Origin of the sequence: Pelotalea chapellei, from assembly GCF_018531195.1 — a bacterium.
Lineage (GTDB): Bacteria > Desulfobacterota > Desulfuromonadia > Geobacterales > Pseudopelobacteraceae > Pelotalea > Pelotalea chapellei.
This window is the reverse complement of record NZ_JAHDYS010000009.1, coordinates 21,045-46,978: the sequence shown is the minus strand read 5'-3', so window position 1 is coordinate 46,978 and position 25,934 is coordinate 21,045. Positions and strand designations below refer to the sequence as shown.

General features: G+C 51.4%; 23 protein-coding genes and 1 riboswitch. Of the genes, 4 read left to right on the top strand and 19 right to left on the bottom strand.

Annotated elements, in window-relative coordinates:
* Positions 1–63: 63 nt before the first annotated feature.
* Complete coding sequence (locus tag KJB30_RS10620; RefSeq protein ID WP_214298946.1) at positions 64–2,301, top strand: DNA polymerase domain-containing protein; 2,238 nt, start codon at positions 64–66, stop codon at positions 2,299–2,301.
* 87 nt (positions 2,302–2,388) lie between these two features.
* Entirely contained in the window at positions 2,389–2,790 is a 402-nt protein-coding gene (locus KJB30_RS10615) for an exosortase system-associated protein, TIGR04073 family (RefSeq protein WP_214298944.1), read from the top strand.
* A gap of 71 nt (positions 2,791–2,861) precedes the next feature.
* Here the strand turns inward: KJB30_RS10615 and galU are convergent, their stop codons facing one another.
* The 5 genes from galU to KJB30_RS10590 form a co-directional block, all read right to left on the bottom strand.
* Entirely contained in the window at positions 2,862–3,725 is an 864-nt protein-coding gene (gene galU, locus KJB30_RS10610; protein ID WP_214298942.1) for a UTP--glucose-1-phosphate uridylyltransferase GalU, read from the bottom strand.
* A 213-nt stretch (positions 3,726–3,938) separates the two neighbouring features.
* The gene (locus KJB30_RS10605) at positions 3,939–4,814 is read right to left on the bottom strand and encodes a methylenetetrahydrofolate reductase (protein WP_214298940.1); all 876 of its coding nucleotides are present in this window, start codon (positions 4,812–4,814) and stop codon (positions 3,939–3,941) included.
* A 9-nt stretch (positions 4,815–4,823) separates the two neighbouring features.
* Positions 4,824–5,471 carry a methylenetetrahydrofolate reductase C-terminal domain-containing protein gene (locus tag KJB30_RS10600; RefSeq protein WP_214298938.1) on the bottom strand — a complete coding sequence of 216 codons (648 nt, stop codon included), beginning with the start codon at positions 5,469–5,471 and terminating at the stop codon, positions 4,824–4,826.
* 207 nt (positions 5,472–5,678) lie between these two features.
* Positions 5,679–6,524: a bifunctional methylenetetrahydrofolate dehydrogenase/methenyltetrahydrofolate cyclohydrolase FolD gene (gene folD, locus KJB30_RS10595; RefSeq protein ID WP_214298936.1), complete on the bottom strand. Its 846-nt coding sequence runs from the start codon at positions 6,522–6,524 to the stop codon at positions 5,679–5,681.
* Positions 6,525–6,963: 439 nt separating this feature from the next.
* Positions 6,964–7,040, top strand: a riboswitch (cyclic di-GMP riboswitch).
* Positions 7,041–7,117: 77 nt separating this feature from the next.
* Positions 7,118–7,354, bottom strand: a complete 237-nt coding sequence (locus tag KJB30_RS10590; protein WP_214298934.1) for an FmdB family zinc ribbon protein — start codon at positions 7,352–7,354, stop codon at positions 7,118–7,120.
* A 430-nt stretch (positions 7,355–7,784) separates the two neighbouring features.
* On the opposite strand from KJB30_RS10590, the gene KJB30_RS10585 reads away from it, so the two are divergent.
* On the top strand, positions 7,785–10,130 hold the full coding sequence (locus KJB30_RS10585) for a multiheme c-type cytochrome (protein WP_214298932.1): 2,346 nt from the start codon (positions 7,785–7,787) through the stop codon (positions 10,128–10,130).
* A 655-nt stretch (positions 10,131–10,785) separates the two neighbouring features.
* On the opposite strand, the gene KJB30_RS10580 is transcribed toward KJB30_RS10585, so the two are convergent.
* From KJB30_RS10580 to KJB30_RS10570, 3 genes are read right to left on the bottom strand one after another with little or no spacing between them, the layout of a single operon-like run.
* Positions 10,786–11,685: a CxxxxCH/CxxCH domain c-type cytochrome gene (locus tag KJB30_RS10580; RefSeq protein WP_214298930.1), complete on the bottom strand. Its 900-nt coding sequence runs from the start codon at positions 11,683–11,685 to the stop codon at positions 10,786–10,788.
* A gap of 12 nt (positions 11,686–11,697) precedes the next feature.
* Complete coding sequence (locus tag KJB30_RS10575; protein WP_246545632.1) at positions 11,698–12,174, bottom strand: cytochrome C; 477 nt, start codon at positions 12,172–12,174, stop codon at positions 11,698–11,700.
* The gene (locus KJB30_RS10570) at positions 12,171–13,517 is read right to left on the bottom strand and encodes a hypothetical protein (protein WP_214298928.1); all 1,347 of its coding nucleotides are present in this window, start codon (positions 13,515–13,517) and stop codon (positions 12,171–12,173) included. The genes KJB30_RS10575 and KJB30_RS10570 overlap by 4 nt, the downstream gene beginning before the upstream one ends.
* A gap of 283 nt (positions 13,518–13,800) precedes the next feature.
* On the opposite strand from KJB30_RS10570, the gene KJB30_RS10565 reads away from it, so the two are divergent.
* Complete coding sequence (locus tag KJB30_RS10565; protein WP_214298926.1) at positions 13,801–14,967, top strand: ATP-binding protein; 1,167 nt, start codon at positions 13,801–13,803, stop codon at positions 14,965–14,967.
* Between the two features lie 13 nt (positions 14,968–14,980).
* On the opposite strand, the gene KJB30_RS10560 is transcribed toward KJB30_RS10565, so the two are convergent.
* From KJB30_RS10560 to KJB30_RS10510, 11 genes are all read right to left on the bottom strand, one after another.
* On the bottom strand, positions 14,981–15,688 hold the full coding sequence (locus KJB30_RS10560; RefSeq protein ID WP_214298924.1) for a Smr/MutS family protein: 708 nt from the start codon (positions 15,686–15,688) through the stop codon (positions 14,981–14,983).
* Positions 15,688–16,530, bottom strand: coding sequence for an OmpA/MotB family protein (locus KJB30_RS10555; RefSeq protein WP_214298915.1), 843 nt, complete (start codon positions 16,528–16,530; stop codon positions 15,688–15,690). Before KJB30_RS10555 ends, KJB30_RS10560 begins: the two co-directional genes overlap by 1 nt.
* 13 nt (positions 16,531–16,543) lie before the next feature.
* Positions 16,544–17,752: a DUF401 family protein gene (locus KJB30_RS10550; RefSeq protein ID WP_214298913.1), complete on the bottom strand. Its 1,209-nt coding sequence runs from the start codon at positions 17,750–17,752 to the stop codon at positions 16,544–16,546.
* A 10-nt stretch (positions 17,753–17,762) separates the two neighbouring features.
* Positions 17,763–18,149 carry a response regulator gene (locus KJB30_RS10545; protein WP_214298911.1) on the bottom strand — a complete coding sequence of 129 codons (387 nt, stop codon included), beginning with the start codon at positions 18,147–18,149 and terminating at the stop codon, positions 17,763–17,765.
* Between the two features lie 112 nt (positions 18,150–18,261).
* Complete coding sequence (locus KJB30_RS10540; RefSeq protein WP_214298909.1) at positions 18,262–19,188, bottom strand: ABC transporter substrate-binding protein; 927 nt, start codon at positions 19,186–19,188, stop codon at positions 18,262–18,264.
* Between the two features lie 13 nt (positions 19,189–19,201).
* Positions 19,202–21,298: a hypothetical protein gene (locus KJB30_RS10535; protein WP_214298907.1), complete on the bottom strand. Its 2,097-nt coding sequence runs from the start codon at positions 21,296–21,298 to the stop codon at positions 19,202–19,204.
* Between the two features lie 2 nt (positions 21,299–21,300).
* Complete coding sequence (locus KJB30_RS10530; protein ID WP_214298906.1) at positions 21,301–22,278, bottom strand: DmsE family decaheme c-type cytochrome; 978 nt, start codon at positions 22,276–22,278, stop codon at positions 21,301–21,303.
* 49 nt (positions 22,279–22,327) lie between these two features.
* A complete protein-coding gene (locus KJB30_RS10525; protein ID WP_214298905.1) occupies positions 22,328–22,777 on the bottom strand; it encodes a hypothetical protein in 450 nt (149 codons plus the stop codon).
* 211 nt (positions 22,778–22,988) lie between these two features.
* Positions 22,989–23,897, bottom strand: coding sequence for a tetratricopeptide repeat protein (locus KJB30_RS10520; RefSeq protein ID WP_214298904.1), 909 nt, complete (start codon positions 23,895–23,897; stop codon positions 22,989–22,991).
* A complete protein-coding gene (locus KJB30_RS10515; protein ID WP_214298902.1) occupies positions 23,894–24,733 on the bottom strand; it encodes a hypothetical protein in 840 nt (279 codons plus the stop codon). Before KJB30_RS10515 ends, KJB30_RS10520 begins: the two co-directional genes overlap by 4 nt.
* The gene (locus tag KJB30_RS10510) at positions 24,711–25,871 is read right to left on the bottom strand and encodes an acetoin utilization protein AcuC (protein ID WP_214298900.1); all 1,161 of its coding nucleotides are present in this window, start codon (positions 25,869–25,871) and stop codon (positions 24,711–24,713) included. Before KJB30_RS10510 ends, KJB30_RS10515 begins: the two co-directional genes overlap by 23 nt.
* Between the last annotated feature and the right edge of the window lie 63 nt (positions 25,872–25,934).

The window sequence follows — 25,934 nt, the reverse complement described above, 5'->3', positions numbered from 1 at the left end:
GCAGCCCCATCGGCTGCGCCTTTTCTATTGCCTCCCTGTCAACGGCTATCGTAGAGTTAAAATATGAATACGCAAGAGATTGAAAACACACCGCTGCTTTTCGGTCATGACCGGCGCACCGGAATTGTTGCCGTGGAAACCGCCGGTCATTTCGTGCGAGTTTTTTTCAGAACAGCGCGAGGTGTTCATTTTCACGACGAGCCCTTTCGCCCCTTCATTCTGGTCAGCGATCCGCTTCTTGTGCATGGATGCAAAACCGCCTGCTCCATCCGCCAACTCTCCGGAGAAGCGTTGTTCCGATACCAGTTGCAGTTCGATTCCTGGAACGACTGCCTGACTGCACGAGATTTCCTTGCATCCACAACAGGGCAGACCACCACCGGGGCTCAGGCTCCCTATCTGTTTATCCCGGACCCCGTCCATCAATACCTGCTGAGCAGCGGAGCGACCCTTTTCAAAGGGATCGAATTCAGCGAACTGCGCTCACTGACGCTGGACATCGAAACCTTCTGCTGCGAAGGATACAACTTCTCCAACCCTGAACGGGCAGAAGACCGCATCATTTCCATTGCCTGCCGGGATTCCCATGGCCAGGAAACAGTGCTGAGGGGAGATCGCCTGTCCGAGTCGGATATGCTGCTGGCCCTGAATGACATCATCCGCACAAGCGACCCCGATGTCATCATCGGCCACAATATCTTCCGTTTTGACCTGGATTACATCGGCAAGCGCGCCCGCAGACACGGCATTACCCTCAAGTGGGGACGAAACGGCTCCCCTCCTCGCATTTCCAGCGGATCCCGCTGGAATCTGGCTGAACGCTCGATCGATTATCCCCGCTGGGATGTTCATGGTCGCCACATCATTGATACGTATTTTCTGGTTCAGCACTACGACATCGCCCAACGCGGACTGGAAAGCCACGGGCTGAAACAGGTGGCACGCCATTTCGGGGTTGCTGCACCGGAGCGGGTATATCTGGAAGGGAACAAAATTTCGGAACAGTTCACCCGGAATCCGGAACTGCTCTATCGTTACAATTTGGATGATGTGCGAGAAACCGAATCGATTTATCGCATTCTCGGCTATGCCTGGTTTCTCCAGACACGCATATTCCCCTACTCTTTCCAGAACTGCCCTCTGAAAGGAAATGCCACACGAATCAATTCGCTCTTTCTGAGAGAATACCTGCATCAGGGGCATTCCATTCCGGCACGCACCACAGAATCCACCGCCTTTGAGGGGGGCTACACAGAGCTTCCCCAGGCGGGAATATTCGGACCGGTGGTGCATTGCGACGTTGCCTCGCTTTATCCCTCCCTGATGCTGACCTACCGCCTCAAGCCCTCCCGCGATGTCCTGGGACTTTTTCTGCCCATGCTTGCCGAATTACGACGCTTCAGGCTTGAGGCAAAACGGGCGGCGCGTGAAAGTGACGCCGAAGATACGAGGCGCTACTTCGATACCCTCCAGCAGGTTTTCAAGGTACTGATCAACTCCTTCTTCGGCTACCTGGGAGCACCGCTGCACAATTTCTCCGATCCAGCCGCTGCCGCCGAGGTAACGCGCCTGGGACGGGTAACCATCAAGGCCATGATCAGCGTGCTGCACAACCACAATGCCCGGCCCCTGGAGGTGGACACCGACGGCATTTACTTCCAGCCGCCGCCCGGATGTGAAGAAGAGGAACACCAGCAGGCTCTGGTACAGGCACTTTCCTCCAGCCTGCCCGAAGGGATTGAAGTCGAAATGGATGGCCGCTACCGCTCAATGTTTGCCTACAAAGCCAAAAACTATGCCCTGCTCGGGTATGACGACAGAATCACCATCCGTGGAAGCGGTCTCCGCTCCAGGGGAATGGAACAATATCTCAGGGAGTTTCTGCGGGAGGCGGTTGAATTGCTGCTGAAGGGTGAGAGCAGTTCGGTGGATTCATGCTGCGAACGTTATGTCAGCCGTCTGGTGCGACGTGACTTTGAGATTGGCTGGATCGCCAGGACCGCGACTCTCAATGAATCGCCGGCCAGCTATCAGGCCAAGCTACGCCAGGGCAAGTGCAATCCGTCAGCTGCCTTTGAGATTGCCCTGTCAGAGGAGCGAACTTTTTACGCCGGAGATCAAGTCTGCTACTACATCCGCGGCGCCGGCAAAGGAGCTACGGCCCATGAAAACTGCCATCCCGTGAGCGGTTTTGATCCGGCCCGCTGCGATGTCAACATTTCCTATTACGTTCAGAAGCTGCGCCATCTGAAAAAACGCTTCGAGCCCTTCCTGCCCCAGCAGCCGACGCTGTTCGATTAGCGGGACGATAATCCCGAGTTGCAAGAAGGGCTTCTTCTGTGATAAGAGACAGCATCTTTACTTGATGCGCATGCCAAAGGAGAATATATGAAAAGTCGCCAGCTGCTTCCTGCACTGTTGTTGGTTATCTTGCTCGTAATGCCGTGTATCGCCTCTGCCGAACAGCCACCCGAAAGAATAGCAGAAAAAATGGCAATCAAACTGACACGTGGCGTTACCAATCTTGTCACAAGCGTTGCCGAATTGCCGAAACAGACGGTTCTGACAGTGCGTGAAATGGGCACTCCCGGATATGTCGTCGGGCCTTTGAAGGGAATCGGCATGACCCTCTACCGCGCTTTTATCGGCGCAACCGAGACGGTCTTCTTCCTGGTCCCCCAGCCCGGCTACTATGATCCCATGATGGAACCGGTCTATGTCTGGCAGGGATGGGAACCGAAATATGATAGTTCAGCCACACCAGCCCCAGCTGTGGAAGAAAAGAAATAGGCTGACCCTGCACTTACAAAAAAGGCGGACCCTCATCAAGGTCCGCCTTTTTTTATATTTCGATGTGTTAATCACCCCAAACGCTGTCGAAGGTATGCCTCGAACTCCGAACGAAATTCGTCCCGCTTCAGAGCCATGTCGACCGTGGCCTTCAAAAAGCCGAGCTTGTCGCCGCAGTCATGGCGCAGCCCCTCAAACAGACAGCCATAGACCTTCTCTTCCCTGGAAAGCTTCAGAATTGCGTCGGTGAGCTGAATTTCCCCCCCTTTGCCCGGTTCCTGCTGCTCCAGTATTTCAAAGATGCGCGGCGTCAGCACGTAGCGCCCGATGATAGCCATGTCCGAGGGCGCTTCCTCCCGCTTGGGTTTTTCCACCATGTCCTTCACATCAAAGACCCGCTCGGAAACCTTTTCAGCCCGTACGCAGCCGTAGGAGGAGATGTTTTCCATCGGCACTTTTTCAAGGGCCAGCACTGATTGTCCATGAACCTGGAATACATCCAGCAATTGCCGCAGACAGGGGCGTTCGCTGTCAATGATGTCATCACCGAGCAGGACGGCAAAGGGCTCATTGCCGATAAAATCCTTGGCACACAGGATCGCATGTCCAAGCCCGAGCGCCTGGCGCTGACGCACATAGAACATCTCGACCATTTCGGCAATTTCCCGCACACGGCTAAGTTCCTGGTCCTTGCCCTTGTCATAAAGATGAGCTTCCAGCTCCACGGAGATATCGAAATGATCCTCGATTGCTCGCTTGCCGCGGCCGGTGACGAACAGGATCTGCTCGATTCCAGATGCAACCGCCTCCTCCACCACATACTGAACGAGCGGCTTGTCGATCAGCGGCAGCATCTCCTTGGGCGAAGCCTTGGTAGCAGGGAGAAAGCGGGTGCCAAGCCCGGCAACCGGGAAGACGGCTTTTTTAATTTTCATACAGAAATCCTCCGTTTGTATCTGAAAAACCATTTTCACTACAAAATCTCACCACAGAGTCACAGAGGTAAAACTAAACTGATTTTCAAATAAGCAGTAATCCTCTTAAAATGATTCCCTCACGACTCTTCAGGCGGATAGCGATTGCTGAATCAGTCATAAATAAACTCCTGTCCTTCTCTGTGCTCTCTGTGACTCTGTGGTGAAAATTTTTCAGAGACTTCGCACTACAGCAGCTATGCATGGGACCACTTCGTCACGTCCCATGGACATGATGTGGATGCCGCTGCAGACAGTACGGCTGTGCAGCGCCATTTCAACAGCAATCTCGATTCCCTCGGTCGCCGGATCTGCTGCTGCTCGCAGGCGCTCAATGACCGTCAGGGGGATTCTCAATCCAGGAATATGCTGGTTGATAAATTCCGCCATTTTAGCAGATTTAAGCACCAGGATACCTGCGATGACCTGCACACCCGACGGAGTGACGGCATCACAGAAGGCAGACAGCTTCTCAGGGTTGAACACAGCCTGGGTCTGAAAGTATCGAGCTCCGCTGGCCACTTTCTTGCCCAGCTTGGGAAGTGTGACTCCAAAAGGCTCGACCTCCGGCGCGGCAGCGGCACCCGCAAAAAAGGATGTGGCTCCGGCAAGCGGTGCACCATTCATGTCGCAACCCGCATTCATCGCTGTTATTGTCTGAAGCAGTTGTACTGAATCCAGGTCGAATACAGAACGACCCTGGCGGTGATCGCCACAGCCGATGCCATCACCAGTCAAAGCCAGGATGTTATGCACGCCCAGTGCGGCCGCCCCCAGCAGATCGCTTTGCAGTGCCAGGCGATTGCGGTCGCGGCAGGTCAGTTGCATGATCGGCTCGATTCCCTCGCGCACCAGTGCTGCCGCAGCACTGAGCGGCGACATACGCATGTTGGCACCCTGATTGTCAGTAACATTGACCGCATCAGCATACGGAGCCAGGTATGCGGCAGAGTGCAGAAAGGGGGTCAGATCACAGCCCCGTGGCGGGGCTACTTCAGCGGTAATGACGAATTCATGGGCAGCAAGCTTGCGGGCAAGAAGCGAGGGCATAATTTTCCGTTATCTACCTAATTTAAGGCTGCCGGGAGTGGCTTCATGAATAAAATCTCTGGCCGGAGTGGTGCCATGCAGCTGTTCTACACGTTCCTGGCGCTCAAGTCGCTCGTAAATGGTGACCCATGCGCAGGGACTGTCCCCATTCACTTCGCAGGCCCCATCCACCATACCACCACACGGGCCGTTCAAGAGCCCCTTGGCACAGACCGTCACCGGACAGACCCCGCCGGTCTCATTGAGGCGGCAGTCTCCGCACAGGGAACAGCGCTGTTCAAACTGACCGAAGCGACGGATGTTGCCGAGGAATTTCGAGTCAGTGCCGGCGACGACTTTTGTGTCAGATGCCTCGGCGACAGACTGAATGCCTGCTCCACAGGAAAGGACCAGCAGAAAATCCGCCTGGTTGACCTGTTCCTGACGAGAACGCAAGTCGCGTGAGGTGCGCAGCATATGACAGGTTTCGTCAATCACGATGGTGCCGGTGATTTCTTTGCCCGCCTCTGCCAGCGCTTCCTGCATGCGGAAAACTTCCTCCTCCCCACCCGATTTACAGACCGTGGCACACTTGGCGCAGCCGATGATAAAGACGCGACTGCCACCATCAAGTGCGGATATGATATTTTCAAGTGGCTTTTGGGTGGAGACGATCATGGCGTTCCTTTAGACATACCTTCTACCACAGAGTCACAGAGAACACAGAGAGCTGCAAAAAAGTATTTCCGGATAGATCTCATTTCCCCTGCTCGGTCATTCGTTCTTGTTGGAAAAGATGATACCAATAGAAAGATAAGCGGAATGAATCTGATTCCTCTGTGGTTTGCCTCAGTGTCCTCTGTGACTCTGTGGTGAACAATCTATTTATGCTGTCCGGCGAGCAGATTCCAGTGTGTTGTACAGCAGCATGGTAATCGTCATGGGGCCCACTCCGCCGGGAACAGGTGTGATTGCCGAGGCCCGCTCACTGGCAGCGGCATAGTCCACATCGCCCACCAGCTTCTTTTCTCCAACGCGATTCACGCCAACGTCGATTACCACCGCACCTTCCTTGATCCAATCTCCCTTGACCATCTCCGGGCGACCGACGGCAGCAATGACCACATCCGCACGACGCACGACATCGGCCAGATCACGGGTACGGGAATGACATACCGTTACTGTTGCATTCTGAGCCAGACACATCATTGCAACAGGCTTACCCACAATGTTGGAACGGCCGATGACCACGACCTCTTTGCCATTCAAATCCACACCCTCTTCTTGCAGCATGATCATGACACCATAGGGAGTGCAGGGCTGAAAGAGCGGCTTTCCAACGGACAGGCGGCCAACATTGTAGGGATGAAAACCATCGGCATCCTTTAAAGGAGAAATCGCTTCCAACACTTTTTCGGTATCAATCTGGGGAGGGAGCGGCAACTGCACAAGAATACCGTGAATTTTGGGATCGTTATTCAGCTTGTCCACCAGGGCCAGGAGATCAGCTTCGCTGGTGTCGGCAGACAGCTTGTATTCGTCGGAGAAGATGCCGGCCTCGTGGCAGGCTTTTTCCTTCATGCTTACATACACGCGACTGGCTGGATCTTCTCCTACCAGCACCACTGCCAAGCCAGGGGTTATCCCCTTCTGCTTCAGTTCCTGAACGCCTGCTGAAATCTCGGTACGGATCTTTGCGGCAATAGCCTTGCCATCGATTACCTTTGCCATGCTATTTCTCCTTACTTTATAAATTCCGCACATAGTACTGTCCCGGCCTCTGCTTTGTAAAGGCTGTTTACGCGAAACAGTCCATACCGTCCATGCGGATCAAAACCTTTACAGATGGAATAACACGGAGCAACGGAGCAACCAAGAAATCAACACCCCTTTTAGTCCACCACGGAGACACGGAGAGAAACGGGTAAAAGAGCAACCAATCTTTAGAGGTAAGGCCCCAAAAACAAACTTTTCGGGTTAAACCTTGAAACCTAAGTTTTTTGTTTTCGCTCGATTTTGTCTATCCTCCGTGTCTCTGTGCCTCTGTGGTGAACGAGCTGGATTCTTGGAGTGCAAACACAATAAACATAAGTAAATACTAATTATTTTATAAAACATTCTGTTTGACACCGCCTGTAGAAATGTTTACATTTCCCTCACAATTTTTCCTCTCTGAAAAAAGCAAACCCGGAGCAATCCGGGGACGCAAAGCCAACAGATCCCCCAAGGGATGGCTGGGCCGCCGACAAGAGGGCGCACAAACAAAAACGCCCTTCTTTGCATTTTTCAAGAAGGGCGTTTTTTGTTTTTTTTGTTCTTTTACATCACGAAGCAGCACAACAGCCGCCGCCAGCGCAACCGGCTGGCTTGGGAGCCTCTGTCTTGGGGCAGTAACCGGTATTGAACCAGCCATCTCCCTTAAGACTGAAAGCGGTGGATGAGATCATTTTTTCGACTTTGCCATTGCATTCAGGGCATTCGCTGACAGGTTCGTCCGAAAATTTCTGGCGAACCTCAAATTGATGATCACATGCTGAACAACGGTATTCGTACATCGGCATGACGTAATTTCCTCCCAAGACTATTGATTATGTACTTGAATGATAGTGATTCGTGACGTGTTTTGTCAACCACCCAAGTCAAATAGCTTGTTCTGTACCGGTGAAAAGACGGCAACGCTTCGACATCAAAAATAATCTGATTCTTTGTAAACCTTGCGTTCAGATTAGATTTTTTCTCACTGGAGGCCGCAAATCATTAAATTTGTGATGAAGCATAGTGTGTAAAAAAAATCGACAAAACCATTGCTTGTTTTTTTAATGAATTGGCAAAGGTTATGCAGACTAAGGAAATGTTGGTCAATTTCTACAATCGGATGCTTAAGCATCAAACTCAAACAAAGAGATAAGGAGGTTACCGGCACAAATCAGAGACACATGGCAATTAGTAGATTCTAGTTTATTGGAAGCAAACCACAAAGGGAGGTAACGCATGCAAAGCAAAAACATGAAACGATTTACAGTATTATTAGCCTCCGTTGCCACAGCCGCTTTAATGCTGGGCGGTTGTTCAGACGGCAAAGACGGCGCAGCCGGCGCACCTGGCGCTGACGGCCAAGGTGTAGCAACAAAAGCAGTTGAATCATGCAGTGTATGCCACGGAGACGGCAAAGCCGCCAGCGTTGATGCTGCTCATGGTCTGGCGAATTTTGGAGACCTTGTTGTTACTGTTAAAACTGCGCCCGCGGTAGTCGGGGCAGACCTAGTAATGACCTTCAATGTAAAGCGTAACGGCGCCAACGTCACCAATTATACCAATTTCTACAAGAGAAACGCGACTTCTTCTCCTTTTGCGTATCGCCTAGCCAAGGATGACATGAAGCGCCATCCCATTGCAGCTACTGGCACGGACAACGATGGTACAACACCCGTCCTGGATACTACCGGCGCCGCAAGCGGCGATTACAAAGTCACCATTACCGGTGGTGCTGCCAAGGCGGCAATAGACTCACGCTATATGTTCCGTTTGTCAGACCTGCCTATTAGCGGAACCAACGGTGCCATGTTGCTGGTGGATTACCCTAACGCTCCGGTAACTGACCTTTTTGGCGCTAGCTCAAAATCTTGCGAAGACTGCCACGGCACATTAGGAAACGGTTTCCATTACGGTTCTCCTGCTTATGGCGGTAAGACCTGCGTTGTTTGTCACGATGCAGTAAACACCACCTATCCGCGTCTCCCGGCCCTGATTCACGGCATCCACCAGTCGGGCAATATGCCGACAGGAAAATTTACGGCAATGAGTAATGCTGCTACCCCTGCCGCTGTTGCTGAGTATGCAATTAAGTTCCCGTCCTACATGGACAACTGCAGCATCTGCCATAAGTCCGGCGCACCGCTTACCACGGTAAACACCCAGGCGATTACTTATGACTTCTGCATGACCTGCCACCAGAACTGGGACGGTTTCACCGGGACCAAAGTGGGTGGCGCGGTAGCTTTCCACAGGAATTATACTTCTACTGTTGGAACCTGTGCTACCTGCCATGACGGTGCTACTGCTCCGGCAACTATGGGCGCCATGCACAACGCTGCTGGATTGTACACCGAGCGCAGCGGACTGGTGTATAACGGCGAAGACATTTCGGTTACCGAGGGAGCGAAAGTAGTCCAGAAAATCACCGGCGTAACCAGGACGGGCAAAACCCTTGCCATTAAATGGACAGCGGAATATCCCGCCGGTACAGCGGTCAATCCGTGTAATGCAACTGCTACGACAACCGCACCGGCATTCGCCTATGCAGCCGTTACCGCCTCCGGCGCGCAACCTGCCGTCTCAGCCCAGAACTTCAGCATCCTGAAAGCGTTCTTCCAGGGTGACGATCTGGTCAACGCAAATAACGGCGCCACCTCACCCGGCCAGCCGCTTAATACAGCTCTTACTTTCACTGGAGCTACCCCCAACACTGTCTGCAGCAGCAATGTTGCCACAACCACGATTACGCTTACTGACAAGGAAGCAGCGCTTACCGGCAATGCTCGCGTTGGTCTGCAGGGAAAACCAATGTTGGTTTATGCTCCCGCCAACAACAGGAAAATTCTGGTTCGCGCCAAATCGCCGATCTATGATTTCAAGCTTGCCGATGGCGCTGCAATTCCGGCACGCCGTCCGGTTGCAGATACGGATAAGTGCCTCAAGTGCCATGTCGGTTCACTGTATCAGCATGGTGGAAACCGCGTGGACAGCGTTGAACTGTGCGTAATGTGCCACAACGAAGCATCCAGCGAGCAGAACAACCGTGTTGCGTATGGCGTTACCGCAGCTAATTCCTATGACGGTAAAGTCGGCCAGACCTATGGCTTCAAATCAATGCTGCATGCGGTTCACGCATCAGGAACTCCAGGCTTCTCAAAGCCGATCGCATTCTATCGCAGCAACGGTATCTACACCTTTGCCTTGACCGAGGCAGCGCTGTTTGGAAATTGGCCGGGTGCTGGTGCAGTAACGAAAACCTATGGTACTAATCCAGCTAATACGGATAGAACACATAATTTCGCTTCTGCACATTACCCACGTGCGTTGCAAGACTGCCTCGCATGCCACGCATCGAACTTCTCGAGGATACCTGATCCGACCAAAGCAGTAGCGACTACGCTTGATGCCGGCGCAGCTCCGTGGGATAACCAGCTTGATGATACGCTGCAGGGTGCGACAGCAGCAGCTTGTACCAGTTGCCACTCTAACTCCGCTACTGCTGCCCATGCAGCACAGTTTGGCTTTACTCCTGCTGTCCTTGAGAAGGGACGTCAGACTGTTTTTGATACAGCCAACCAGTAGTTGTCCGTAACACCCCGGAGGCTTCTGTAAAGGGCCTCCAGGGTACTAGTTTAGCATTAGTATAAAAAATACCGCCTCTGTTGCTAGAGGCGGTATTTTTTTATGGTGCGCCAGAACGGCCGTGGCGCATAAACGCCACTAATCAAGTGTTGTGCGTAATTGGTGACTTGAAGGCGCAAGTCCCTATCTTTTACCGCTCCTTAAGTGGAGAGTTTTTGAGATCCCCAGTACCCCTTTTTGGGGGACAACCTCCAATTGCCCATGCTTCCTAATGCATTTTTCAGTGGACGAGATCATGGCCCAATTATAATCAAGCCCATTTGATAATTGAGCTTGAATCTGTTGACGACAAAGTTCAACTTACAAGGGGTTGTGATACTGCACTCGATCATAAGATTGATGCTGTAAGGGAATGAGTTGAAAAAGGAAAGAGCTAACTATTCCTGCATTCTAGGCCATGCAATCACAACCCCGCCTGCTACCATTTACACTAGGAGGGTGCTTTGATGTCGCGAGATGAAACCTCCACCAAAATAGCTGGCCGCGAAGTACTAATGGTGTAATTTAGACAAATTGTTTTTTACTGAATCACAAAAGCCCCTCTCAAACATTGAGAGGGGCTTTGTGATTTTAAAAACTTATTGCAAAGCCAGGATTAATTTTGCCATTTTCTCACATTGTGACAAACACTGGTGCAGTTCCCTGCGGAATAATCTGTGACACTGGTTTTAGCGCCTGTGGCATCTCCGATGGTATTAGCTGGAGCAGTAAAGTTGTGATTTGAAAGTGTATTAAAATGAACGGTATTCAGCTTGTCAATATTATGGCAGCTGTTGCAAGTAAAACTTAATTGCAGGTGGAGCTGATGCAAATTGGGTACAATGATTCCTTTGCCGGAGTAGAAGCTGTTGTATTGTGGCGTTGGGGTGGTATCAGGCGCCACTGGAGCAGAACCTAATTCATGACACTTGAGACAATCCGTGGCTACGGTTATTGATCCGGCTGCAGTCCATTTGGGAGTGACCTGGCCGCCATGGCAACTGACAGCAGAACAAGAACCGGCATTGTAGCCAAAGGTTCCTGTCTTGGCACTGAAAGTAGTAGCAAGTAATACATTGGTAATGCCGTTGGCATGAAGCGCTGTGCCGCTCCCTGCTCCATTATGGCATGTACCGCAGGTTACGCCGTTCAGCGCCAGATGCTTTGCATGTGCATTATTGCGGTTGGGAAAAGAATTACCGTTAGGGCCGGTTGTACCGGCGCCATGACACGATACGCAACTTGCCGAATTCGGGAGCGGAATAGTTGTGTGACATCCTGCTGCAGGGTTTATACAGCTTACCTTGCTGATGCCGCCGGACAGATCATTGCCATGGCACTCAGTACACGCTGTGGAGGATGTGAATGCTACATTTTTATGTGTATTGATCCAACCAGCAGGATGCTTACCGTTACTGTCTACCAGTGAAACATTGCCGCTGTTGGCATTACCGCAGGCAGAAAGCGCGAAGGCAATTGCAGCCGTTGCAGATATTTTGATCAGGGGGTTTTTCATATTTCAGTTCTCCTATTTATGACAAGCTATGCAACGCTCATTGTTAGCTCTGCCATGGCATCGGTAACAGCTGGCCGGGTTTGTCTTGCCTTCAATTTTGTGAACAGCCATATAATTCCCTCTATGGGGCATCTCCAGGTCAGGGCGGTAACCATACTTTACCGACGGTTTCATTTCCACCTGATTGGTATGGCAGTCAGCGCAAAATGAAGCCTTATGGCATACGGAACAGAGACGGTCATCACTCGAAGCATAATAGCGATGATTCTTGACAAAAATCTTTGTATGGCTAAAAGCAGTCAATGGTTTCATCGTTCCTTTAGAAGAATTATCATGGCATTCGGAACAGTTGATCTGCTGTCCAGCAATGAGCGACTCAGGGTGGGAATCAGGCAAACCGGGTATTGATTTGATAGAAGCACAGGCGGCAACTACCAGAAGTAGGCCTGCAAGCGCCAAGACAGGAAAAATGGAAATCATACGTTTCATTTAGCACCCCCTTTACTGCTGTAGCTCATGTTGTAAGTCAGGCGCAACAGGCCCTTAAGGTCGTCATTGTATTCCGGGCTCTGACCATAACTGATATCCCCGGAGAGTGCAATTGCAGGGGTAAAGCGATAACCGACAGAGGTTATAACTTCCCACGCGCTCTTTTTGCCTGCAATCTCTTTTTCAAAAACATAGGCAATGGCATCGGCAGATGCAAAATATTTTTTAGCATCCCGCATGATATAGCCACGCAACTCATGAAAGGACGCCGATGTTGTGGACGATGGTATTGCGGCAAAACCGGAACCTGCCCGCAGATAGTGATAACCAGCGCCTGTGCGGATATCGTTGCCCTTGAATCTGTAGCTGAGCTCCGCACCCATTCGATCTGCATTGCCAATTTCGCGAGTATAGTGGCGGTAATCGGCGGAAAGCTCGGTTTGGCTGTTAAGACCGTAGGATGCAATGGCGCCTATAACACGTGATCTGTCGCGCAGAGCAGAATACATGCTGGAAAACACGGGCGAAGAATAGAAATAGCTACGATCACGATATTCATTAAATTCTCCGGTTAACACCAGGTCCTTGACGGGTTTCAAATTCAGCTGATAGCTATGTTCAGCAACCGCATCGGTTTCGGTATTGTAGCTAGTGCGCCCCATAAATTCCACCATACTGTGCGGCGCCAGCCAGATATCACCGCCGATAAGTTTGTGATCCCCAAATTTACCGTTGTTTACCATAGAGCGGTTTTTTACTTGGGAAAAACTGGGCGCTTTGGTTTCATAAAGACCTGAAACTCCCAACTCCAATTTACCGCCGTAGCGATAATTCAAACGACCACCGTAAATGCCATCACCTTTCCCATCTGTGTTTTCCCCAGATATATCCGCAGTATGTACGGTGGCACCGCCGAATGCAGATATGCCAAAGCCCATCGGAAGCTCGGTGCGGGCGCTCACGCCATCAATCTGCTCATTCACAATGCCTTCGGTTACGAAAAGACGGCCAGCCCGAATCTGAGCATTAGCATGGTTAAAGCGGTATTTGAGGAAACCGTAAGTAAGGCTTCCATCTGCCCGATCATTGTTAAAGCTTTTGTCTCCAAGATCCATTCTGCCCCAGCCATAAAGGTGAAGTGAAAGGTTACCATCGCCAAGCTTATCGAAATCAGCACCTAAGAACTGAGTTATAGGTGCCATATCTTTCGTAGAAAAGCCTGCACGATCATCCTGGAAGTAACGAACAATGGTAGTAGATTCAACAGAGGTGTCTGCCAATGCAGCGACGGGCATAGCGATAGCAAGTACTGATGACAGCAGGTGGCGGGTTATTCTTTTCATAGGGTCTCCTGTACTGAGGTGAGATTGCAACGACCTCATTTCATATGCCCAAGGGCCAGTGGCGTAAAACGATGAAATAAATACCAATAATCCCTAATAAAATCAATCGGTATCTAGTATCTTTATGCACTACGGCAAAAAATGGTTGTTTGGCCTATTCCACTATCAGTTTCCGCCCTGATTCTCCCAACGCCACGAAGAACCAATGGTTGTTTGCTGGAAAACTAGCTTTGTAAATCGTAAATTGAATTTACAATTTACAAAAAACAAATATAATCCAGCCATGATTCCACGTCGAGCACACAAAACTATTCTTGATTTGGCACAAGGTTTCCCGTTTGTAGCCATCACCGGACCGCGTCAATCGGGGAAAACAACCCTCTCACGTGCAGCCTTCCCCGACAAGCCCTATGCCTCCCTGGAAGATCCCGATTTACGTGAATTTGCGGATAATGATCCGCGCGGCTTTCTTGCCGGCTACCCTGATGGTGCCATTTTTGACGAGGTCCAGCGATGCCCGCAGTTGTTTTCCTATCTTCAAACCCGGGCCGACCTGGATGGTCGCCAGGGCCTGTATATCTTAACCGGTTCCCAGCAATTCGGGTTGTTTTCCAATATCACTCAGTCGCTGGCAGGCAGGGTGGGCATGGTGCAACTGCTTCCATTTTCATCCACAGAGCTGAATCAAGCCGGCATCCCCCCGATCTCGCTTGATGAACTGCTGTTTACCGGCCTGTATCCACCTATTTACGACCGTCCGGTTTCTCCAGCCCAATGGTATTCCGGATATATCCACACCTATCTGGAGCGGGACGTTCGCCAGATGATCAATGTCCGCGATCTATCGGCTTTCCAACGTTTTCTCAGACTGTGTGCTGCCCGTACCGGACAACTACTTAACCTGTCTTCTCTCGCCAATGATTGCAGTATTACTCATAATACTGCAAAGGCATGGATTTCAATTCTGGAGGCGAGCTACATCGTTCACCTGCTGTTGCCGCACCACAGCAATTTCAATAAGCGTCTGATCAAATCGCCAAAATTATATTTCCACGATACAGGTCTTGCCGCATGGCTAGTCGGAATACACGAGAAATCACACCTCAGTTTTCATCCACTGAGAGGCGCACTGTTCGAAACCTGGGTGGTGGGAGAGTTACTCAAAGGGCGATTTAACAGAGGATTACCTTCAAACCTTTACTTCTGGCGGGATAGTACCGGAAACGAAGTTGATGTTCTCTTCGACCAAGGACTGACCCTGGAACCTCTTGAGATCAAGGCTGGTCAAACCGTTACCTCAGACTATTTTACCGGATTAAAAAAATGGATTGGACTTGCAGGACAATCCGCCGGACGTCCTTTCCTAGTGTATGGAGGGGACAAATTGCAAACAAGGCAGGAAGTCGATGTCATTCCTTGGAGTAAAATTTCGAGCATAACAGAGAGATAATTTAACTCGCCTCCTACCCTCTCAAAAAAACCACAAAAGCCCCACTACCCCCCATGTCCCTAGGCGCCGGAGCATATTCAACTATCAATTTTCTGCCGGCGTCCCGCAGCCACCCAGCTACGGCCTGCTGCAGCACCGGCTCCGCCGGAGAGTTGTTACCCTTACCTGTAATGATCAGTACCGCTTTTTCGCCGTGAGCAGCGGCACTTCCCAGGAAGCGAGGCAATGCTTCCAGCGCCTCTTCGCGTGTCAAGCCATGCAGATCAAGTTGGCGATCGACTATGATCACCCCGCGTTTGAGCTGACGCAGTCGATTGGCTCCCAGCGCCTTGATCTCTTCATCTTCCGGGATCTGGTCAGTAAAAGCGACATCCAGCTTGAGTTGACCGATGGCTTCGGCAAAAGCAGCACGCTCATCAGGATCAATCTGCGGCAAAGGTTTGGAGCTGCCGTGAACTGGTTTATGTTCCATAGCGGGCTCAGCCTCTGCAGGTGCCTTTTTTGCCAAAGGTTGCCGGCCATCCACCCGCGTAACACCTTCCATGGCCTGAAGAAACAGAGCAGCCTCATCCGGGGCAGCCGGCTTTGGTTGTGGTGCAACCGCCTTAGGCTCTTCGGGCTGTTCCGGAACCGAAACAGCCACCCCTTTCAGGGCACTGAAAGGGGTGGTTTTGAAAATTGCAGGTTTGGGCTGGTGTTCTTGCTTTTTCTTCTTTGCCATCAGTCTTTTGCCACCAGTGTAATCTCGATTCTACGGTTCTTGGCGCGTCCTTCTTTGGTGTCATTTTCCGCAACTGGTTTGAATTCACCGAAGGCGGCTGCTGAAAGCATGGCCGGGTCCAAGCCCTGCTTTTGCAAATAACGAGTTACATTTATGGCCCGGGCAGCTGAAAGCTCCCAGTTGGTGGGGAACGAGTGCGTCAGGGGGCCGCTGATCTGAACATTATCGGTGTGTCCCTCGATACGGATCGCTTTGTCCTTTACGCTCTTCAACGTATCTACCATCTTTTGCAGAATGCTCAAGCCATCCGGTTTTACGTCCGCTTTGCCGGAATCAAAAAGAATAGCAGCTTCCATGTTGACGGTCAGTTTGCCCTTCAGTTCAGAAATCGTTACTTGACCTTGGGCAATTTCATTCTTCATATTCTGCAAAAGCTGTTCGTAGGTGCCGCTGACTTCCTTGACCTTCTCTTCCTTGACCTTCTGCAGGTTAATTATTTCGGCCTTAAGAGCATTGTTTTCCGCTTCAAGAGCCGTCACCTTCTGGCGCAACTCGCTGATGTTATGGGAAAGAGTATCTGATTTCGCCTTCAGCACCTGTTCCAGCTCCTGCTTGTCCTTGGACAGCCCAGCCGCCTCTACTTTAAGTTTTTCGTGTGCCTGTTTCAGTGCCGTATTATCTGCAATGAGTTGATCATGCTTCTTTTGAAGCTCTCCCAACCCGCTGGTCAGAGTATCGGCTTCCTCTACCTTTTTCAGGTACGTACTTTCTGCCACGAGACAGCCACTCAGTGATGCGGCGGTGCTTCCCATGATGATCATTGCTGCGATTCTCTTGAACATGGTGTTCCTCCTTTCAGAATATCAATAAAGGTATGATTGCGGCAGCCAGCACGAGAGCTGACGGAAGAAAAAGGCGGTGATAGATGCGGGCGATATCAACCTGAAAGTATTCACAGGTCAGAACATAACAAAGATGTACCGGCGAGAGCATGACGCCGGCAAAACCGGCCCCAAAGGCAAGCGCAACCAGACCAGGTGAAGCGGAGGCTCCCCCCATCAGGGGAAGCAACAGGGGAAAGGTGATTCCGACGTACCCGACTGTCAGTCCGGTCAAAATGCCGGCAATAAAGGGAATCAGAATCAGCACCAGATGCACCGGCAAACCTGAAGAAGCAAAAAAAGACGATATGCCGGCGAGGGCACCGGTGACCTGCAGGACTTCCTGGAAAATCATGATTCCTGTCACCAGCAGGAGAGCTTTTATGGAAATACTTTCTTTCAGATTTTTAAAAATGGCACAGGGGGAATAACGATGCGCCCCGTAGAGCACCAGCACGGCACCCCCGAGCGAGATTGCGGGGTTTACTTTGAACAGCACCACCAGCAGCAAAGCCAAAAGTATCGGCGAAGCCATTATCAGGAATGACATAAACTCTTTCCTGCGCACAGTGCCGATGGAAGGTATGTTTTGCCGCCCCATGCCGCGAAAGCAGAAGATCGCTCCCCAGCCGACCACGGAAAGGGCAAAGGGCAGGTTTGCCAGGAAAAGGGTTTGGGTAGAAAGGCCGGTGATACCTGCAGCCAGGATGATGCCGGGATACAGCGGTGAAATATATTCCCAGATATGACGATACCAGTAGTTGGTCAGAGCTTTTTGTTCCGGCTGGATAGCAGCTTCGCCGGCAGCTTCATTGACCATGGGAGCGGAGAAAACAGCTCCTCCAGGAGAAGGAAGCAAACCTATCATGGCGGGCATGGCTGCCATGATCAGCCGCCGGTCGGGCAAGGCGGCCGACAGCGATGACACCATGCGCTTAAGCATTCCTGTGGTGCGCAGTATATTTTCCATGACCATGGTCAGCGCCAGGATCAGTGTCATTTCAAGAGATTTAGCCGAAAAGGCGCCCGACCATGCGGCGGAGAGAAATATCTTTGGAGGAGTCAGGTAGATGATACCCAGCAACAGGGCACCGATGGGCATGACGGCTGCCATGGAGGTTTTGCGGCGCAACAGAAGAACTATGAATATGAGCACCAGCGTTGTTTTGAGAAGATCATTCATGGGAAGGAAATCAGATACCCCCTGCTTTCTTGTGCAGGGAATTGAAAATCATGTCCAGAACCGCCTTTTGCCGGGCTTCGAATTTATTAAGCACAGCCAGGCAGGTTCCCATGGGACAGAGTTCATGCAGTACATCGGCATCGCGTCCTGAAAGGATCACGATCCGGTTCTTGTCCATCCCGGTCTGGGTGGCAAAACTCAGCAGCTTGAGTCCATCAATGGTAGGCATTTCCAGATCGATCAGCAGCAGGTCATAACCATCGTGCTTGATTCGCTGCAAGGCACTCACAGGGTTGTTACAGATTTCAACATCGAGGAGAGGATAAGTTTCCCGGATGTATCCGGAGAGGAAATTTGTGAAGCCCCTGTCGTCATCGATAAGCAATATTCGACCCATAGCGGCCTACTATAGCCGATTTGCCGCTACCCGAAAACAAAAATCATTAGGTGAGGGGACGGTGCAGAACCGCAGGTTCTTGATCAGAGGAGCATGCCCTGCTGGCAGTCGATCATTTTAGAATTCTGGTTGCCCCGGATAAAACGGGAAAAGGTATGTTAATTCCCAGTTCACGTGCGACTTTCAGGTTGATTACCAGGTCCACCCGGCGCGGGGAGAGCAAAGAGAGTTGTTCCGGCCTGGTTCCGTTCAAAAGCTGCAGCGCAGTCTCTGCAGCCATTTTCCCTTGTTCCTGGGGACTGATCTCCAGAGAAACCAGGGCACCTTTTTCGGCAGCATCCGGCATGGGAGAGATCACCGGAACTGCCCGAGCTTTTGCACGTGCAATCAGCTTGTCAAATTGGCGACAGACCACGCCGCTTTCAGTAACAATCAGCCCATCCGTCCTTTCCAGCAGGTCAGCCGCAATGCCGGCCACCGCCGATGATGAAGTGGCATTTCCCTCGATTACCTGTATCCCCAACTGTGCAGCATACTTGAGAATATCTTCCATCTGTCGTTGGGACCCAAGCTCGCGTGAGTTGTAGATAACTCCAATCCTGCGAGTGGGACGTATCTCCATCAGGGTCTTCAGCAGGGTTACCATCGGCACGCGTGAACTGATTCCGAATGAACCGCGGGCAGGCGACTCAGGCGCATACATATCCACTGCCAGCACGGGTATTCCCTGGGCTTCTTTCAGTGCTACCTGCGCTACCGGAGCTCCATAGGCAACAATCATACTCGGCTTATAGGCATTGAACTTTCTGATCGTGTTGGACCATGATTGAGAATCAGGATTCGGAACCTGCAGCAGGATCTCCGTGTTGGCGGAAGTATAGCCGTGGGCGGCCATGGATTTGACGAAAGCACGGTGTGCTTCGCGATAACGCGGCTGATCACTGCTCATTACCGCTGCAATAACTCTACCGGCGGCAGGGCAATGGTACGGGTAGCACAACATCAGTAGTGCAACCGCTGTTATAAGAAAGCGCTTCATAAACATCCCGGAGTTACCATCGCGCCTTCAAGGAGATCATTGTCGTATGGACCGAGCCATCATAAGCGACATTTCCTGAATCATAGACCCTGAAACTATAATCAAGGACACATCCAAGATGTGGCGTCGCCCGCCAATCAGCGCGTGCAGATAGACCGGTTTCAGTAGTATCCAGCCTGGTTAATCCGGTTATGCCGGTGGAATTATATTGGGTTGCGCCAAAGCTGTCAGTAGCACTGAATGGAGTAATAAGCGGAACGTCGAAGAACGCTTTTGAAAAAACCTGCTGAAGGGACAGGGAAAGATCAAGCAGTTCGGTTACAGCATAATTGGCATCGATCCCGTAGACATGGCTTGTGGAGAGATAGCGGGTAGCAGCCAGGGCATTCCGGGAGAGTTCGGTGAGCAATGCAGTCTGGTTGATCTCCGACTCAAGGAAAGAATAGCTGGTGGTAATCGTCAGGCGCTCAAGAGGACTGAACCAGACACCGGCGGTGGCAGAGTTGCTGCGACTTTGCCGGGGAAGAAGATGAGATGAGGGATCGTTACCGGTACTAATAAAGAGATCCGTTGCAGGAGGAGGAGTGACCGAGGCGCTGCTTTCACCATTCGCATGCTGGACCAGATAACTGCCAGTCACCCCCCATTTCCCGGTCTTCGTATAAGTCAGCAGCAGTTTTCCGGTATGACGATCACTGAATGAGGCGCGGTAGGTTGGGTTGTCACAGGCAGCATAACTGTAGGAACCATTGAGTTTCAATCCGCTGGCAGGCCGCCAGTAGAAGGAGGTTGTGCCGGTATGGGTCAGACGGCTGTCGGAATGGTACGCACCGCTTGATTCAAGAGGTGCCTGGGCATCACGGACCCCGTCGCGGGATTCCAGGTCAGCATTGTACTCCAAACGGTAAATCATCCTGGGATATGGCCGGAAGATGACTGAAGCGGTCACCACATCCCTGCTGGTTGAGGGTGCCGGATTGAGAAACTTAATTGCCGCAAAAGGATACGATAGAGCAGAAGGAGTGGTACGCTCGATTTCCTGATGCCGATATTTCAGGGTCACTGAATGGGATTTGGAGGGAGTATAGCTGAAATCTCCAGCTGCCAGATGAATGACATCCGAAGGACGCTCGGAAGGTACAGCTTCGCCATGCCCTCCCCTGTTCTCCCTCTCGGTCAGGGTGTAGACACCAGACGCCACAAGACCTCCGCTCATATCGGAAAAAAGCTTGAAAGTATGTGAGGCGACCCGGCTGTCGGGGATTACATCGTGGGCATGAATTCCAGGAACAAGTGCACCAAAAGCATTAATGTTAAAATCGTAGCGGGGATCTTCGGCCCTATTAGAGAAATCACGGATACGAAAACCATAGGAAAAATCTACAGGTCCAAGGTGGGCGTCCACCCCAACAGTTCCCTCGCGGGTGATACGATCAACATGGTTGGCCTGGGTGATAATGCTACCGGAAAGGGTCTGGGGATCAGCTGACCAGTAATGGTCGGAAAAGCGTAATTGCTCGCTTCCATGGCGCCTCAACTCCCAATACCCCAGGTTGAGGTGAAATGGATTATTGCCTAGCTTGATGCGGGCACGAGCCTGGGTTGTGGTAGTACGGACACCATAGGTTTCTCCAGGATCCAGCTCGTTGAGGAAGAGCTGAGTACCAGGATATATCTGCTCGCGCAGCAGATTGTGCCACATCGCCTCACTGGAGGCCTGCAGCCGTACAAAGCCACGATAGTCGAATGCCAGTTCGCTCTGATAGTCGTCCTCATGGAGGAAGGTCCCGTTAACATTGAGCTTCAAATTGGAACCTAGGGTCGCAGCTGAAAAACCTCCGGTTGCCCCTGATTTAAATCGTTCATAAGGTGCAGCAGCAGTTGGAGGACCATCTGGAGTCAGGAACCGATATCCAGCAGCCAGTGAAACATTGTTCACTGTCGTGGCGGGTTCATTTGACTCACTAAACACAGGCTCCGATTCCGCAGCATCAACCGGTTCGGCAGCCGCACATGCCGGATTACTAAACATCAAGGACATGAGGAGCGCTGGTGCCAGGAAGGTAGCTCTTCCCGGCACCACAGAAAGGTTCGAAAGGCGCTGGACCATGATCATTTCCTCAAGGTTCCGAAACCACGATTATCTGGCGTATCAGAGCCATGAATAGTGGAATGGCAGTCAGTGCAGCGATTGGCGAACAGGGGCTTGGTTTTATCGTCAAGAATGTTGCGGTGTCCCGGACTATGGCATTGGATGCAGAGAAAGGGCATGGCTGCCGCCAGCAAGCGGCGGTTGACCGAACCGTGAGGAGCGTGGCAGTTGGTGCAGGTTTCAGTTACGTCGCCATGCTCATACACGAACGGGCCACTCTTCTCCATATGGCAACGCGTACACATATCCCGCTGACTGTTCCCCTTGAGCAGTGCAGGAAGAGAGGATCCGTGTGGCTCATGGCAGTCGAAGCAGCCCATTTTCTTCTCCCGCACCGGGTGGCGGGAAAACAAACTGAATTGTGCTTTAACATCCGGGTGGCAGCCGTAGCATAGCTCGGCCATCTTATCGCGGCTTACCTTCTGGTGAGGGCCTTCGTGCAGTTTATGACAGTCGAAGCAACTTAGGTCGTTAAGCGCATGAACGCTGGTATGCCACTGGGCCAAAGCGGGGGTCGAAGCAGCAGAATGGCATTTGAGGCAGATAAGTGACTGGGCCTGTGGGGGCAAGGTTTTCAGATCCAGCAGCTTGGAAAAATCGCATTTATCTCCCGCTTCTCCCAGCAACTGTCTGTTCTTTTCAATTTTGTCAATGGCCAGGCTGCCGGGCCCATGACAGGATTCACAGTTAACCAACGGCAGACCGGTTTGCGGCGTGATCTGCTCACCGTGAACGCTCAGTTTGAAATCATTGGTAAGTTTGTCGTGCTTATGACATTTGGCGACACAGTTATCGGTTCCCACGTAATCAGCATCAAGGCGGCCAACCACCATTTTTTCGTACTCGCTGACAGGTAGAAGCGGGTATCCCTCTTTCAAAGCTGTGCATGCCGAAACAACCAGCATGGCAATCAGCACCGGTACAATGGAAATGTGCATAACAGTTCCTCAATGAATGTTTAGAAAAACTAAAGCAGTATTCGTACCGTCAGAATAAAAAGTTTGAGCGATTGCTGAAATACTGGCGGCTACGGTAGATAAATATGGTAAGCAGCACGATTGCGATCAAGACAGAAATATTATTGTTGATTAATGCCTGAGGATCCACCGGCTGTCCCATCATTTTTTCAAGTTCCGATGCCGTTATAAACCGCAGGTTAACCAGCGTATTGACCATTTCGAATATGTTGTAGCCCAGCAGCAGATACCAGGTCAGCTGTTGCCTCTTCATTAACCCCAGAAAGAGATACAGACAGATAATGCTGTCCATGAAGACCACAACTTCAGCTACCCTCCCCTGCAGAATCATCCCAAACAGGGGATAGGGATGGCCAAAGGTGGACATGGTCAACATAAGAAAAAACAGATACAGCCCCCCCAACAAAACCATCGGCAGAGGGCGGCGCTCGTTTTCATGATCGTCATCAAGTTCTTCCATTTGGACCTCGCACGTGGTTTCCCGGCCAACAGGCCCTATCGTTCCGGTATCCGGTATTCCTTGAAAATGCAGCGATCCAACCAGCCACACAATACATAATCAGTGTCCCTTCTTCTTTTTCTGAACCAGCGCGCTCAAAGCAACACAGGCGTAGATAACGATAAGGATGAAACCGATAAAGATCCAGTCAGCCGTGCTGAATCCGAACATATCAACTCCTCTTGAAAGCCTTGGCGGCCTCGTCCATCATTCCCATTTCCTCATAACAAGTTCCAAGCAGAAAATGAATCTCATTCATGGGAAACTGTTGGCTGAACACCGGGTCAGCCAACACATCTTCGATTATCCCGGCAGACTCATCATTGCGACCGGCCTGATGCTCCTCCACCGCCACTGCCAGGGCCGTCAGGTAATCCACCGGCGGCACCAAAGGAAGCTTGCCGGTAAAAATAGCGGCAATGCGAGCTTCAATTTTGCGCTTCCCGGCATCATCACAGCCAGCAACCGCCTTCTGCCAGATCTCCGCAGCCTGGTCGTAACGCCCCAGCACGTAAAGAGCTTCCCCATACTCATAAAGACTGTCGCGATCATCAGGGTCAAGTTCCAGCGCCTTTTTCAGATATTTTTCCGCCGAGTACCAACTGGGTACGGCCTGGTGGAGCGTGGAGAGCCGTGCTCCCTTATCTGCAAAGGTTCGCGCAATCTCCCGGCAGAGGCCGGCATTGCCGGGATCGAGAAGTAACATGATCCTCAGGAAATTGATCTTGCGATCAAGATAGGGAGTATCCACCTCCTTGGCATCGAGCATAATTATCTGCCCGCCTAACTCGGAAATGACATGCGGATAGGCATCCTTGAGCAGTGCTGCATAATCGGCTGCAAAGGTGCAGTCGGGATTAAGCCGCAGAGCCTGATAGATGCCGCGTCCCACCATATCGTAATCCGGTGCGCCGGACTGTTCTGCCGCAAAAAAATCTTCATCCAGAAGCGGAAACGGCGGCTTGCCATCCCAGGGAATGCTGACCCGCCCATCACGTCCGTGAAGTATAAAACCGGCCGGAGGCGAATAGTACTTGATACCATCAAGTGCTGTTGGCTTGACTTCCTGTTCACTGTTCATTGCTGCTCCTGCATCCTTTCAGGAAATGTATTCACACCGGCATGCACGCCGATTACCTTGTAAATCTGCACTTCATCCCACGGCTCGTCCAGAACACCGTCATGAATGGCCCAACTTCTGCCCCTCACCGTGTGCTCTGCACCGGGTCTTCGAAAAGGACTCGAGCTGTCCAGTTTCATGTAGTATCTCCCGCCCGGCTGAAACTCCCTATTGATCTCCAGCATCAAACGTTTGCCGCGCAGATAGTCAAAACCATATTTTTCGTAGCGGATAGCATTGTCATAGGTCAGCGGTTCAGCCATAATCATTTCAATTCCCAGGGCATCGGTGAACAGCTCCAGAAGCGGCAGGAATTCCCCGAACATTCTCAATCCCCGACGTACCTGGTTGGGAAATAATCCCGCAGACATGGCACGGACCTCTTCGGGAATATTGCGGCCATGGGAAGTGAACCAGTTGTTTCTGCCCTCTGCATCCATATCCACATCAAACCGGGGAGCATCGGGGTCACGAATCATGCAGAAGGAAAGCTCCATCTGGTGAAACTGCGTATCCGACAACTCCACAAAAAACACGGCATCCTGACTTGAACCACTATGTACTGCTATTCGAACCAGCGACAGACCCGAGGGTGCAACGACCTTAAACACTCCATTCTGAGCAAGACGAAGGGGGTCTTCAAGATCAATATTCAGCAACCTGGCCAGACGCCCAGGCAGAAGTCGGCTGTATATTGTTATTTTTTCCGACTCTTGCAGACGGTTGATCGCCTTGAGTGAACTCAAGGGCTGTCCGGCGGCATCAACCAGCCGGCTATTCTCCGGAAGTTTCACCATAGGATCCGATTATACCAGGGAAGATCGTTTTCTTGATTCTGCTGATGCTCTTCTCGACTGCTTCCAGAGCCAGGTTACGATCATGGTCATCTGACCAATGCATGGCATCCAGTAGTACGCGATGTGGGTAACCCATTTTTTTGATTTTCCGGGTAAAGGCAGTCGGCAGACGCGGATTGAGTTCGACACCGTTCATAATCGACCAGGCCAGGGTCCAGGCCCGGGCAGTATTCATCAGATCATAACCACCACCGCCAAGTGCCACCCAGGGGATTTTGAGCGCCTTGAGCTTGCGCATGATATAGCTGTAACTGTGAGTGGTAATTTCCAGACGGGTGAGCGGGTCAGTCCGAAAGGTATCCGCACCTATCTGAGTCACTATTACATCCGGATTGAAGGCCGCCAGCAATGGATAAGCAACTTCGTCGAATGCCTTCATATACAGGGCATCATCCGTATGCGCTAAAAGAGGAAGGTTAACTGAGTAGCCTTTCCCTCGGCCTGTCCCTATCTCGTCCTCGAATCCGGTTCCCGGGAAAAAATAGATGCCGCTCTCATGCAGCGAAATTGTCAGAACACAGTCACTGTCGTAGAAGCCTTCCTGGACTCCGTCACCATGATGGGCGTCAATATCCAGATACACCACTCGACGTCCCCGCTCCACCAACCAATTGATAGCCAGCACCGCATCATTCAAATAAGAGAATCCGGAGGCTCGGCTGCGATGTGCATGATGCCAGCCACCGGCAAGGTTAAAAGCAATATCAAAGCCTTCCTCTTCCACCAGGCGCGCAGCCTCTAGAGTGGCCCCAGCGCCCAAGGCCGCACAATCATATAGCCCCTTGAAAACAGGACAATCTGCATCTCCCAGCCCAAAAACAAAATCAGCACGGGGTTCGGTCGAGGCACTGAATTCCTTCAGCCTCTCAATGTATGCCTTGGAATGGAAACTCAACGCCCGATCCTCGTCAATCGGGCAGCAACCTTGAATCTTCATGTTTGGCAGATTCAGTAAGCCATAGGTTTCCATAAGATGGTGGGTAAGATGATAGCGCTGAAGCTTGAAGGGGTGGTCGTCGCCATAGCTGTAGCTGCCGAAGAGAGGTGAATATATTAGTGCTGTACGGGCAGCAGACACAGAAAACTCCTCAGATATTTAGAACTGGGAGGGCAATAATGCACTATTTTCTATGATCCGTCT